General features: G+C 73.6%; 10 protein-coding genes and 1 pseudogene. 4 read left to right on the top strand and 7 right to left on the bottom strand.

What is annotated here, in order from left to right; translation table 11 throughout:
* Positions 1–543 carry a hypothetical protein gene (locus EDD29_RS29660; protein ID WP_148086138.1) on the bottom strand — a complete coding sequence of 181 codons (543 nt, stop codon included), beginning with the start codon at positions 541–543 and terminating at the stop codon, positions 1–3.
* A gap of 185 nt (positions 544–728) precedes the next feature.
* On the opposite strand from EDD29_RS29660, the gene EDD29_RS29655 reads away from it, so the two are divergent.
* Positions 729–1,826: an AI-2E family transporter gene (locus tag EDD29_RS29655; RefSeq protein WP_123667610.1), complete on the top strand. Its 1,098-nt coding sequence runs from the start codon at positions 729–731 to the stop codon at positions 1,824–1,826.
* A gap of 395 nt (positions 1,827–2,221) precedes the next feature.
* Here EDD29_RS29655 and EDD29_RS29645 read toward each other — a convergent pair whose 3' ends face one another.
* The 4 genes from EDD29_RS29645 to EDD29_RS29630 are packed head-to-tail and all read right to left on the bottom strand — an operon-like array spanning position 2,222 to position 7,459.
* Entirely contained in the window at positions 2,222–2,479 is a 258-nt protein-coding gene (locus tag EDD29_RS29645; protein WP_123667609.1) for a hypothetical protein, read from the bottom strand.
* The gene (locus EDD29_RS29640) at positions 2,476–4,635 is read right to left on the bottom strand and encodes a hypothetical protein (protein ID WP_123667608.1); all 2,160 of its coding nucleotides are present in this window, start codon (positions 4,633–4,635) and stop codon (positions 2,476–2,478) included. Before EDD29_RS29640 ends, EDD29_RS29645 begins: the two co-directional genes overlap by 4 nt.
* Complete coding sequence (locus EDD29_RS29635; protein WP_123667607.1) at positions 4,632–6,215, bottom strand: peroxidase family protein; 1,584 nt, start codon at positions 6,213–6,215, stop codon at positions 4,632–4,634. The genes EDD29_RS29640 and EDD29_RS29635 overlap by 4 nt, the downstream gene beginning before the upstream one ends.
* The gene (locus EDD29_RS29630) at positions 6,212–7,459 is read right to left on the bottom strand and encodes a cytochrome P450 family protein (protein WP_123667606.1); all 1,248 of its coding nucleotides are present in this window, start codon (positions 7,457–7,459) and stop codon (positions 6,212–6,214) included. The genes EDD29_RS29635 and EDD29_RS29630 overlap by 4 nt, the downstream gene beginning before the upstream one ends.
* A 203-nt stretch (positions 7,460–7,662) precedes the next feature.
* Here EDD29_RS29630 and EDD29_RS29625 point away from each other — a divergent pair, with 203 nt between their 5' ends.
* Positions 7,663–8,589 carry an acyl-CoA desaturase gene (locus EDD29_RS29625; RefSeq protein WP_246053073.1) on the top strand — a complete coding sequence of 309 codons (927 nt, stop codon included), beginning with the start codon at positions 7,663–7,665 and terminating at the stop codon, positions 8,587–8,589.
* Between the two features lie 58 nt (positions 8,590–8,647).
* On the opposite strand, the gene EDD29_RS29620 is transcribed toward EDD29_RS29625, so the two are convergent.
* Positions 8,648–9,034 (bottom strand): hypothetical protein, encoded by a 387-nt coding sequence (locus EDD29_RS29620; RefSeq protein WP_123667604.1) that lies wholly within the window; start codon positions 9,032–9,034, stop codon positions 8,648–8,650.
* 149 nt (positions 9,035–9,183) lie between these two features.
* On the opposite strand from EDD29_RS29620, the gene EDD29_RS29615 reads away from it, so the two are divergent.
* Both EDD29_RS29615 and EDD29_RS48035 read left to right on the top strand, forming a co-directional pair.
* Positions 9,184–9,573: a DUF6221 family protein gene (locus tag EDD29_RS29615; protein ID WP_148086137.1), complete on the top strand. Its 390-nt coding sequence runs from the start codon at positions 9,184–9,186 to the stop codon at positions 9,571–9,573.
* A gap of 155 nt (positions 9,574–9,728) precedes the next feature.
* Positions 9,729–10,190: pseudogene (locus EDD29_RS48035) on the top strand (pentapeptide repeat-containing protein); the annotation flags it as partial.
* Positions 10,191–10,607: 417 nt separating this feature from the next.
* On the opposite strand, the gene EDD29_RS29605 reads toward EDD29_RS48035, so the two are convergent.
* The gene (locus tag EDD29_RS29605) at positions 10,608–12,170 is read right to left on the bottom strand and encodes a CocE/NonD family hydrolase (RefSeq protein WP_123667602.1); all 1,563 of its coding nucleotides are present in this window, start codon (positions 12,168–12,170) and stop codon (positions 10,608–10,610) included.
* Between the last annotated feature and the right edge of the window lie 511 nt (positions 12,171–12,681).

The following is a 12,681-nucleotide window of genomic DNA, read 5'->3' as shown; positions in this document are numbered from 1 at the left end:
TCAGATCGGCGAGTCGGTGAGCACGCGCACCGGACCCGCCGACTGGACCGGCCAGAACTGCACGAGGTAGTGCTCGACGCCCTCCAGCGCCCGCAGCGCCGCCTGGAACTCGGCGTTGAAACCGTCGCGGAACCGGTCGAGCAGATCGTCGTACAGCCGGGCGATCTCGGCGCGGTGCCTGGCCCGGACGGCGAGGTGGTAGCGGCCCACCCCGCCGACCAGCCTGATCCCGTGCAGGACCGGCTCCCCGGTCGCGGTCGACACCGCGACCGCGCCGCGGAGGTACAGCTCGCTGAACGCCTCCTGCTCCCACGGGCCGGGCGACGACGGGGGCTCGGTGTCCCATTCCTCCAGCAGGAGCGTGATGGCGACGTCGTCCTGGAGGCTGCCGATCCACATCTGGTCGTAGCCGACGCTGACCAGGGAGGTGCCGGGAGGCGGCGGGGCCTGGAGGCTCGTCGGGTCCGACCCCAGGTCATGCACCCGGACCATCCCCTTGTCCGGGTGCAGCCGCACGCCCACGCGCAGCAGTCTGCGATTCACTGTGCTCCTTCCCGGTCACGGTGACGTCGGGGAACACATCCTCCCGTACCGCTCATCGCCCCCGATTGCCGGGTCTACGACCAAAGCATGACGAACGCCACTGTAGGCAATCGCGGCCGGGTACGCCGGAGGTTCGGCGGGTGTCGATCCGAGAGCGCGGGGACGGGCCGGGCTAGGTTGACCGGATGCGAGACCGGATGCCGGGTTGGCTGCCGCGGGCCTTCCTGCTGGCGGCGCTGTCGGTGCTGGCGTTCCTCGCCGGGCTGTGGATCCTCGACCGCCTCCAGGGCCTGCTGATCCTCGTGCTGGTCTCGCTGTTCCTGTCGTTCGCGATCGAGCCCGCGGTGAACGCGCTCGCCGCCCGCGGCTGGCCGCGCGGCCTGTCCACGGGCCTGATCTTCGTGCTCCTGCTCGCGATCTTCGCGGCGTTCGTCGCGCTGCTGGGCAGCCTGCTGGTCGACCAGGTCCAGAACCTGGCGAACGACTTCCCCTCCCGGGTCGACGCGATCATTGGATGGGCGAACCGGACCTTCCGCCTTGATCTATCGCCGTCGGACATCACCGACCAGATCACCCAGACACGCTCGAACCTGGACCGCTACTTCACCTCCGTGGCCGGGAACGTCTGGGGCATCGGCACCGGCGCGGTCTCGGTGCTGTTCCAGACCTTCGGCGTCGCCCTGTTCACCTTCTACCTGTGCGCCGACGGGCCGAGCCTCCGCCGGACCGTCTGTGCCCTCCTGCCGCCCGCCCGGCAGCGCGACGTGCTGCGCGCCTGGGAGATCGCCATCGAGAAGACCGGCGGCTACCTGTACTCGCGCCTGGTCCTCGCGATCTTCTCCGCGGTGGCGCACTTCGTGGCGCTGCAACTGCTCGGCGTCCCCAACGCGATCACGCTGGCGATCTTCGTCGGGCTCGTGTCGCAGTTCATCCCGACCGTCGGCACCTACATCGCGGGCGCGGTGCCCGTGCTCGTCGCGCTCGCGCAGAGCCCGTCGACGGCCCTGTGGGTGCTGCTGTTCATCGTGGCCTACCAGCAGTTCGAGAACTACGTGCTCCAGCCGAAGGTCACCGCCGCCAGCATGGACATGCACCCGGCCGTCGCCTTCGGCCTCGTCCTCGCCGGGGCGTCGCTCCTGGGGGCGCCAGGGGCGATCCTCGCGCTGCCGGCCGGCGCCACCCTCCAGGCCTTCCTCACCACCTACATCCGCCGCTACAAGGTCGAGGAACACCCGCTCACCGACCTCGGCCCGGCCGGCCCCGCCCCCGACAAGCCGTCCTGACGCGGCCGGGCGCCGGATCGTCTCGGGGACCCGGCCGTGGGGGGTGGTGCCGTGCCGCCGGCGGGAAGGCCGGTTTCGGGGGCCGACCGGAGCCCCCGGATCCGGACGAGGGGCACGCCGGCCTCGGCGAGGGTCCGGATCTTGATGAGCTCGATCGCGTGCCGGGCGGTGTAGCGCCGGTACCCGGAGGGGTCGCGCCCTGGCTCCGGCTGCAGCCCTTTCGCGTGGTGGACGCCCCGACCACGCACCATCGCGTCTTGCGCCCTCGCCCTTCCCGGAGAGCGCGGCGAACCCGCCCGGCCACGTCCGCGAGAACGACGGGCTCGGCGGGCCCGTCCTTGCGGCGCACCGCACCGCGCCGGGCGGGCCACGAGGTCACCGTGCCGGAGCACTCCTCATGAGGGCTCGTGCGTTGGGGAGGGGGTGGCCGGTGGGGTGGTGTGGGCGGTGAGAAGGGTGGCGGCTTCGGTCAGGTGGCGGGCGGCGATGGTGCAGGCGGTGAGGTGGGCGTCGAGGGCGGCGGCGAGCCAGGGCGGCGTCGCCGGGTCGGCGCGCAGGCGGGCGGCGAGGGCGCGCAGGCGGACGGCGCAGGCGGCGACGGATTCGGCGGAGGCGGCGAGGCCGTCGGCGTGGGAGGCGCGGGGGACGGTCATGCGGGGGACCCTCCGGGCGGGCGGAGCGGGGCGGGGGCGTCACGGCGCAGCTGGGCGGCGGGGGAGACCCGGACCAGGACGGGTCGGGCGCCGTCCAGGGACAGCGCGCGCAGAACCGCGGTGAAGGGGTGGGGCGCTGTGCTCGCGTGCAACCGGATGCGCGGCAGAGGATGCGCCACGGTGCCCGGCCCCCGGACGTGCCGGACCGAGCGATCGGCGTTCGGCCCGGTGTAGCCGGGGTGGCCGCCCGCCCGGGCGGGCAGGCGGGGACCCAGCGGTCCGTCGAACGCCACGAGCGGCCGGCCCGTGTCGCTGGCCGCCGCCGCCAGGGAGCCCGCCGCGACGGACAGATCGGCCTCGGCGAGGTGCACCGAATGCGGCCAGAGGGCCGCGGCGTCCAGCGCCGCCGGGCTGGTGACGAGCGAGGCCAGCGGATGCAGCCCCGCGTGCCGCAGCGCGGGCGGCCGCAGGGCGTCCCGCCAGAGCGCGCGCCGGTGCGGTCGCGGCGGGGAGTGCACGGCAAGGCTGAGCGTGAACTCGCGGTAGGGGCCGAGGGCGGCCGAGCGATGGTCGGTGAGGTGCAGCACCGCCCAGGCCCGGGAGCCGAGGACGACCGGATGCAGCGCCGTGCCGGGTGACCCGCCGGGCAGGAGGCCGGCCGCGGCTTCCGCGGAGACGGCGAACCAGGCCGAGACCGCGGTCGCCTCATGGGTGAGCAGCGGCACGGTGACGGGCCCGGCGGGTCCGGCGACGGGGTGGGTCGGCACGGTCAGGAACGGGAAGCCGGGTGGGACGGGCGCGTGGTCGAGCAGGCGGTACAGCCGGCGCCGGACGATCGGGCCGGTGTAGGCGGCGAGCTGGGCCTCCAGATGGGCGCGTGCCTCGGGCAGGTCGTCGCGGAGGTTCGCCGCGTACTGCTCGAGTCCGTGGCAGGCCGGGAAGAGGTGGGTGCCGTCGGTGTAGTCGACGATGTACCAGTCGGGATGCAGCGCGAAGCAGTTCCCGGCGCCCTGGCCGTCGAGGGTGGGGATGATGTCGTGCTGGTTGGTGACGCTGGCGACGCGGGTGGCGGGCGAGGCGGGCTGTTTGAAGTCGACGGGCGACCCGATCGCGATCACGTCGGTGAGGAGGTGCCGGGCGTTGAACGCCGGGTCCTGCGCGAGGCTCATCACCGCGGAGCCGCCCGCGCTGTGCCCGACGAAGGCGACCTCGGCTCCTTCGGGGACGCCGTACTCGGCGATCGCGGCGGCGAGGGACCGGCTGTAGGGACCGTCGTCCAGGACCGTGCTGCTGAACGCGCCGAGGAGGTCGGCCGGGTGCTCGGTCTGCGGGCGGCCGATCCGCATGCCGGGCGCGAGCACCACGTACCGCGCCACCCCGTCCGGCCCGCGCACGGTCTGCACCAGCGCGCGCCCGGTGGGCCGGATCACCAGGAGGTCCGCGAGGTAGTCGAGGAAGGATCCCCGCGGGCTGAGCCGCGCGGCCTCGTGCGGCGCGGGCTCGACCGGGACCGCCGCGCCCCGGCCCCGGTCGAGCCCGGCGACGACGCGATTGCTCATGCCGGTGAGCGGGTCGGCCGTCGCGGTGCCCATGCCGGTGGCGATCAGCCAGGCCGTGGCGTCGTTCAGCGGGTTCCGGTCCAGCAGGGCGCGCAGTGCCAGCAGTTCGCCGAAGACCGGCGCGACGCTCGACAGCGCGCCGGCCGCGCCCCGGTCCTTGACCAGGGCGTAGAGCGCGCGTCCCGCGGCGAGGTCGCTGTCGGCCGCGACCGCGTCGAGCAGTCCGCGCAGCTTCGGATCGTCGCCCAGCTCCGGGTGGCCGCGGGCGACCGCGGCGATGCGCAGCCGGAGCGACGTGGTCATCACCCGGATCGGGAGGTTTCCGGCGTTGACGAGCCCGCCGAGCTTTGCGCCGAGGGTTCCGGCGCGGCCGCCGGTGACGGCCCAGCCGAGCCCGCGCCGGTCGGTGACGGCCCGCAGCAGCGCGCGCTGGGCGCGCAGCCCGGTGCCCGGCGATAGGCGCAGCGAGGCCGCGAGCGCGGGGTCGGCCAGCACCGCGGTGGCCTGCCCGGCCGCCTCGCGGAGCGCGTGGGCGATCTCGGCGAGCTCACGGGCGGCGGCCCGCAGCCGGGCGTCGGCGTCGTCGGCGTCGCTCATGCCGGCGCCCCTCGCCAGGTCATGCTGACGAACCGGGGCGCGGGGTCCTCGGGGATGTTGCGGTGCAGGACGTCCGACAGGCTCCGGGTGCGGCCGATGATCTCCATGCCCAGCGGTGCGAACGTCGCGGCGTTGGCCACGCGCGGTCCGAGCAGGGGGTTGGTGAGCGCCTGGGAGAAGGCGTCGATCGCGATGATCTTGGTGAGCAGTGGTGGCAGGATCGCCTTGGCCGACCCGGGCTCCTCGGCGAACAGCCCGACGTACAGGTCGAGGTCGTCGACGTGGTCGTACAGCCCGGCCAGCGCCTCGTGGACGCGCGGGTCGCCGGAGACCTGGTCGAAGCGGCGCACGCGGCGGAAGCGGCAGTGCTCCCGGTAGGCGTTGTAGGGCGCGAGGCCGAGTGCCCGTCCGTCGGCGATAGAGGAGACCTCGACGTCGCGCAGCGCCGGGTCGGTGTTGAACAGGCCGATCCGCCCCGCCCGCTGCTCGGAGGCGTCCTCGAACAGCCGGCCGAGCCCGGGTCCGGGGATCAGCGCGCCGCCGAACAGGGTCCGGGCCAGCGGCGTCTCCCGCCCGCCGACGTCCAGGGCGCCCGGAATCAGGCTGTGCCACCGGTAGACGAGGTTGAACTCCACCGACGCCCAGTTCTGCCGGTGCCAGGTGGCGCGCGCCAGGGCGCGGCCGAGACGGGGATCGAGCAGGAACCTGAAGTGGTACGGGGTGATGTGGTTGATGTACTCCTCGACGACGATCCTGATGACCTCCACGATGACGATGTTGCGTGCCGTCTGGAACAGCCGCTCGTCGTCCCAGCCGGGGTTGCGCCCGGCCAGCAGCCGGGCGACCCGGTTGTGCTCGCGCAGGAACAGCACGGTCATCAGGGTGAAGCCCACCTGGACGTTGCCGCGGTCGCCGCCGAGCGCGAAGAGCGTGTCGCGGTGCTCGGGCGGCAGCATCTCCATGCGCACCGCCGACAGCGCGGCGAACTCCGGCTTGATCTCCCCCTTCTCGCACAGGTAGGGCGGGAACTCGCCGCCGTTGATGAGCTGGCTCTTCAGCAGCCCGCCCTCGTGCGCGCGGACCGCGCGGGTGGCCCGCTCGTCCAGCCCGTACAGCGGGTTGAGGTCGATCTCGTGGTTGGAGGTGCTGCGCCGGGGGTCGCGCGGCTCGGCGGACTCCCCGCGCAGGAACCCGTCGGTGAACCACTGCGCGAAGTAGGCGAACAGCACGGTGGACCGGGGGCAGGGGTCCATCGGGCCTTCGCGGGTGAAGAGGTCCGCGGCCTTGTCGACGGACGGGCGGCCGCCTTCCGGGTCGGGAAACGGGGGCAGATGGCGCCCGGCGTAGGTTCGGTCGGTGAGGGAGGTCCAGGAGGTGTACGGCGCCAGGGTGCTCAGCGGCTCGGGGCGCGCGGGCATCTCGCGCACCGCCTGGTCGATGAGCGTGGCGTTCAGCCTGCGCCGGAGCGGGGTGGCCGACTCGGCCAGGCGCCACAGCGGGCGGGCGTTGGTGAGGGCGAGGTAGCGCAGGCGGTTGACCGCGCCGTCGGAGGAGATGCTGCGGGCGCTGCGGCGGCTCATGCTCGCGGCCCCTTCCATGCGGGGGAGTCGAGGTGCAGGGGGAGGCTGTCGGGGAAGACACCGCGGTCGCGCAGGACGGCGCCTCCCGGGCGCAGGCCCGGCCGCAGGAGGAGCCGCCGGAGGGTCTCGGCGATGACGGTGCGGCCGGCGTGGACCCCGACGCAGCCGTGCGGGCCGTGCCCGAAGTGCAGCCGGGTGTGCGCCGGACGGTCGAGCCGGAACGTCTCCGGCGCGGTGACGGCCGACTCGTCGAACATCGCCGAGGCGACCGCGGCCAGCACCGGGCCGCCCGCGGGGAGCGGGGCGCCCGACGCCAGGACATGGTCGCGGGCGCGGTAGCGGATGATCATCTTCAGGAACGGGTCGAACCGCAGGGCCTCCCAGACGAACGGCTCGAACCGCTCGGGGTCGCGGGCGGCCTCGGCGGCACGGGCGAGCAGCGGGGGATGGGCGAGCAGATGGGTGAGCACGTTGGTCATCGAGCCCGCGGCGTTCTCCACGAAGCCCAGCAGCAGCCCGGCGACGTTGACCGCGACCCGCTCGTCGTCGAAGCCGAGCTCGGCGGGGAGCCGGGTCCGCACGAGCCTGCCCAGGACGTCGGCGCCCTCGGGGCCCGCCCTGCGTGCTGTGACGAGCACCCGCAGGTAGTCTATCATCTCTTTGCCGGCCTCGACCGAGGCGGCCCGCACGGCCGGATCGCCGGGGAGGTTCGCGGTGACGTCCGTCATCACCGCGCGGGACCAGCGCGAGAGCGTCGCGGGATCCGGGCCGGGGAAGCCGAAGTACCCGGCGCAGACGCCCAGCGGCACGGCGCGGAACAGCCCGGCGACGACGTCCAGTGAGCCGTCCGCGGCGTCGAGCGCGGCGTCGGCCAGCGACCCGGTGAGCGCGCGGAGCTCGGGCACGTCCTCCGGCGCGAGCATGACCTGCATGAGGCCCTTCTCTCGCCAGTTCAGCGGGGTGCCGTCGCGCGTCAGCATGTTGGGCGCGCCGAGCGCCGCCTCCATCGGTGGCGCGTAGGCCGCGACGGTGAAGGAATCCGGCCTGGACAGCACCTCGGTGACGTCGGCGAACCGGGTGACGAGGGTGAACGCCGGCGTGGTGAGCACGGGCCTGCGCGCGCGGAGTTCGGCGAACAGGGGCCGCCAGTCCGTGCGCAGCCAGCCGGCCAGCAGCGCGAGGGCGGCGCCGGGGTCGCTCTGGTGGAGCGCGTCGTACTGGGCGAGATAACCGTCGGTGTCCATTTTGGCCTCCACGCGAGGGGGAGTGATCGGCCGGACTCGAAGGGTAAGCAGATGATCGCGCCGGTCGCAACCGAAAATATCGCGCAGAGTACGCGAATCGCCTCTATGGGTGATGGTTATCTGTCCGCGAGGTCACTACCGACCGTTACGCATCCCCGGTCCAATAAGGACGAACCAGTCCCGGGGGAGGTGTCATGTCTGACATGTCGGATCTGGATGTGCGGGGGACCGTCCCGGTCTCTTGGGCGCGGCGCAACACCTACCTTGTGGTGCTCGTCGTCCTGCCGCTCCTGGCGCTGCCCGCCGGGGCCTACGCGGCCTGGGGGTGGGGTCTGGGGCTGCGCGACCTGCTCATCGCCGCGTTCTTCTACACGGTGAACATCTTCGGCATCAGCGTCGGCTACCACCGGCTGCTCACCCACCGGGCGTTCAAATGCCCCAGGCCCGTCCGCGCCGCACTCGTCGTCTGCGGGGCGCTCGCCCTGGAGGGCCCGCCCTCGCTGTGGGCCGCCGAGCACCGCCGCCACCACAAGTACGCCGACCTGCCCGGCGACCCGCACTCGCCGTGGGCCCACGGCGACCGCGGTCTCGGGCCGCTGCGCGGACTGCTGCACGCCCAGGTCGGCTGGTTCTACACCGAGCGGCGCCGCTCCAGCCGCGCGCACTGGGTCCCCGACCTGCTCGCCGATCCCGACATCCGCCGGATCGACGCCGCCTACGCGTCCCTCGTCGTGGCGTCGTTCCTTCTGCCCGCCGCTCTCGGCGGGCTCCTCTCCTGGTCCTGGGCCGGTTTCTGGACCGCGCTCTTCTGGGGAGGGCTCGTCCGCTACGCCGTCGTCCACCACGTCACCTGGTCCGTGAACTCGATCGCGCACCGCTTCGGCCACCGCGACTTCACCACCCGGGACAGGTCGACCAACGTCGGCTGGGTGGCCCTGCTGACCTTCGGCGAAGGCTGGCACAACTGGCACCACGCCGACCCGACCTGCGCCAGGCACGGGGTGCTCAAAGGGCAGCTCGACGCCAGCGCCGGCCTGATCCGGCTGCTGGAACGGCTCGGCTGGGCCCACGACGTCCGCTGGCCCGACCCTGCGAGGCTCAGCGCCCGCCTGTCCCGCATTCCTTCCTGAGCACGCCGCGCGCTCGCCGCCGCCCGGGGGTGCGGGCGGAGCGGCGGGCGCGCGGGCGTCAGAGCTGGATGCCGAAGAACAGCGCGCCGAGCGCGGTGAGGAGGCCGATCGCGCCCCACGCCGCGAGGCCCGCCTTGCTCTTGGCCTTGGTGTGCAGGAAGGCCGCGACGCCGGACAGGACGACGAAGCCGAGCTTGACCTGCAGCGTGGTCTCTCCCGGGTAGTCTTCCGGCAGCTCCAGCATGTTCCACACGCCGGTGGCGATCAGGACGGCGTAAGCGGTCCAGGCGATCTGGTTGAAGCGCCGCGCCGCGAGCTTGGGGAGCCCCTCGTAGCCGCGCAGAAGCGGCACGAGGGCGGCGAGCGTGATCTGGCCGCCCACCCAGATGGTGGCGGCGAGCACGTGGAGGAAGAGCCGGATGTCGGCGAGTGTGACGGCGAGCACGGGGGTGCCTCTCGGTTCGGGGTTCGCAGGCGCCAGCGTATTGCAGGGTCACGCGGAGCCTCCGGTGGGTCGCCCGCGGCGACGGACGCGGGGGAGATGGCCGAAAGTTCGGCGTTGTGCCGATGGTTCGGCCTGCTGGGAGGCAGGATGTGAGCGTGGAAGATCTCGTGCGGTTCCTGAAGGAGAGGCTCGATCGGGACGAGGCAGTCGCACGGGCCTGTGCGGGCGCGCCCTGGACCGTGGGCGCGGGCGGGACGGTACGGGTGAGTCCGACCGACGCGGCGGCGCGGCCGGACTGGGAGCGGCTCGGATTCGTGGCCAGGGCCGAGAACGCCTCGTATGCCGAGCACATCGCCCGGATGAACCCCCAGCGCGCGCTGAGCACCGTCGCCGCGCACAGATCGATCGTCGAGACCTATGAGAAGTACACGCTCAAAGGCCCCCAGGCCCCGGAGCTCGGCCTGATCGGGCCGCTGCTGCGCACGCTCGCCGCGCAGTACTCCACGCACCCGGCCTATCGGTCCGAGTGGGCGCTCTGACGCCGGAATGACGGGTAAGGGAAACCTGGCCGGACGGTGAGGGCGCGCCGGAGGTGGAGACGCCCCGGCGAAGTGCTGCAAAGGTCGACGAACAGGACTTTCCGGGCTGTGGACGACCGGCGGGTTCTGTCGGCGGGCGCCGTTAGCTTGGCCGCATGAACGATCGACGAAGTCCTTCCGGCCGGGCTCCCGGCCCCGCGCCCGAGCGCACCATCGGCCCCGACGACTGGGAATGGGGGGATCTGGTGGGCGAGGAGTTCCACCGGGTCCTGTTCACCGACCTCGATCTCATGGAGTACGAGGTCAGGGGCTGCCGGTTCGAGGAATGCGTGTTCCGGAACGTCCGGCTGAACGCCTCGACCCATGCCGACACCGCCTACGTGAACTGCACGTTCACCCGGTGCACGCTGTTCGACGCCTCGTTCACCGGGTGCAAGACCTCGGGGACGGTGTTCGACGACTGCACCTGGGGCCTGTTCAAGGCGCACGGCGGAGACTGGTCGTTCACCGCGCTGCCCCGTGCCGATCTGCGCGGCAGCGAGTTCCAGGGCGTGCGGCTGCGCGAAGCCGACCTCTCCGGCGCCCGGCTCGACGGCTCCCGGTTGCGCGACTGCGACCTTTCGGCGGCCTCCCTGCGCGGCACCGCCCTCACCGGATGCGATCTGCGCGGCAGCGCCCTGGGCGACCTCGACCCGCGCACCGCCGAGATGAAGGGGGCGACCATCGACCCGGCCCAGGCGATCCAGCTCGCCGTCAACCTCGACCTGGACGTCCGCCCGTTAGCGGTCCTGTGGGGCGGGCGGATCGGCCGGTGTCCGGCGCCGGATTCCCTGGCAGGGGCGGGCCGGCGCCTGCGCGCGGCGATCCGCGGGTGGGCCGGGGGGCACGGCGGCCTCCTCCGGGTCGGAGACCATGGCCCGGAGAGCCACCCGGCGGCCGGAGCCGGCGAACGGGTGCGGACGGGCGGCGACGGAACGACCGGGACGGGCGCGGGGTGCTCGGGGCGCCCGTCCCAGGGTGCGGCGGGCGGGGGATCAGGCGGGGATGACGGGGAGGGTGATGGCGGAGGGGTGGCCGAGGGTCTGGGTGGAGGCGGTCCGGGACGGGTGGACGTCGAAGCGCGGGTAGTTGGAGGCCGCGACGTCGACCCGGATGCGGTGTCCCGGGAGGAAGACATGGCTGGTGGCGATCAGGTCGACTTCGTGCCGGACCGCCGCGGAGGGGGCGCGGACGATGCCGTCCGCGACGTTGAACGCGCGGCCGTCGGGGTGCACGTCGACGAGCTTGACCGTCCAGTCGGAGCCGGGCGCGGTGGTGGTGCCGTGCAGCACCGCGGTCACCTCGCCGGTGACCTCGAGCGCCTCGGCGAGCGGCTCCGTGGTGAAGGCGCGCACGCCCGGGTGGCCGGACTCCTGGATCCGGGCGCCCACGTTGCGGGCGTCGGCGAGCAGGAGGTTGCCGCCGAGCGTCGGCACCGGGTCGGCGGGGTCGTGCGGGAAGACCGTCGGCGCCGCGCCGTCGGCGGCGGGCTCGGTGGACAGCACCCCGCCGGGGCGCAGGTGGAAGTCGGTCGGCACGGCGCGCTTGAGCGGCCACTCCTCCTCGTCGCGCCACTCGTTGCGGCCCATCACGAAGATCTTCACCGGGGCGCCGCCCTCGTTGCCGAGCAGGTGGCCGAAGTGCTCGGCCTCCAGCATCGCGGCCTGAGCGGAGGCGCGCGGGCCGAAGTTCACGTCGCCCGCGGTGCCGTCGCGGCCCAGGTGCGTCCACGGGCCGACGATGAGGCGGCCGCCGAGGCGGCGGTGGTTCTCCAGGGTGCCCTTGAGGAAGATGTCGAACCATCCCGCGGTGTGCATGACCGGGACCTCGATCCGGTCGTGCCGCAGCGTCTCGGCGAGCTCCGCCCAGTAGGCGTCGCGCTCCGGATGGGCGACCCACTCGCGCCAGCCCGGGAACACCTCGCCGACGGGCTGGTCGGCGGGCGGCACCGCCACGTCGGGCACGCCGGCCATCAGCTGGGAGGCGGTGCCGAGCCTGCCGAACGCCGCGGCGTCGCCCGAGCGCGCCTCGTGCAGGGCGCCGAGCAGGCCCTGGAGCGCGGCCCACTGGTGGGCCGAGCCGAAGGCGAGCGCGCCGCCGAGGTAGTTCAGGCCGTCGTAGAAGTCGTGCGGCGTCATGGTGGCGACCACGGCCTTCAAGCCCTCGGGCCGCTCGGCCGCGAGCTGGAGCGCGCACCCGGCGAGGTAGGACATGCCGATCGCCACGACCTCTCCGTTCGACCACGGCTGCGCCCGGATCCACGCGACGGTGTCGGCGCCGTCGCGGCCCTCGTCGACCCACGGGGTGAACTCGCCGTCGCTGTCGCCGCGCCCCCGGCAGTGCTGGAGCACGACGGCGAGCCCCGCCTGGAGATAGGAGGTCACCGGCTCGCTGCGCAGCGTCGGCTCACCGTAGGGCGAGCGCACCAGCACCGTCCGGTGCCCCTGCCCGTCCGCCGGATGGTGCACGGAGGCGCGCAGCACGGTCCCGTCCCGCATCTCGATCGGCTGCCCGTGCACGGTCGTCACCGGCACCACCGGAACGTCGATCTGACCCATCGAAGATCTCCTCACTCACAGGGGGTGTACATCCCGGGCCACAAGGCCCGGTACGAAGCTGCCGACCCGGCTCACGAAGCACCCGGCCGTCGGCCACGGCCGCCCGGTCCACGCCCGCCCCGGCCGGTCCCCGCATGGCCGCGTCTCCGGGCCGGTGCGGACACCGGTCCGCGCCTACCCCGGGCCGGGCCCCGGGTCGCCGTGTCGCTGGGCCGGTGCGGGCGTCGGGTGTGTGCTTGCCTTGGGCTGGGCCCACATGGTCGCGTCTCCGGGCCGGTGCGGACGTCGGGTGTGCGCCTGCCTTTGGCCGGGTTCTGCTTGGTCGTGGCTCCGGGTCGAGGCGGACGTCGGGTCTGTGCTTGCCCCGGGCCGGGCCCTGGGTCGTCGTGTCGCTGGGCCGGTGCGGGCGTCGGGTGCGTGCTGCCTTTGGCCGGGTTCCGCTTGGTCGCGTCTCCGGGCCGGTGCGGACGTCGGGTGTGCGCTTGTCTTGGGTTGGGCCCGGGGGGCCGTG

It is taken from the genome of Actinocorallia herbida (assembly GCF_003751225.1).
In the GTDB taxonomy this organism is placed as follows: Bacteria; Actinomycetota; Actinomycetes; order Streptosporangiales; family Streptosporangiaceae; genus Actinocorallia; species Actinocorallia herbida.
Note: the sequence above shows the minus strand (reverse complement) of the source record. Positions and strands in the feature narration are given on the sequence as shown.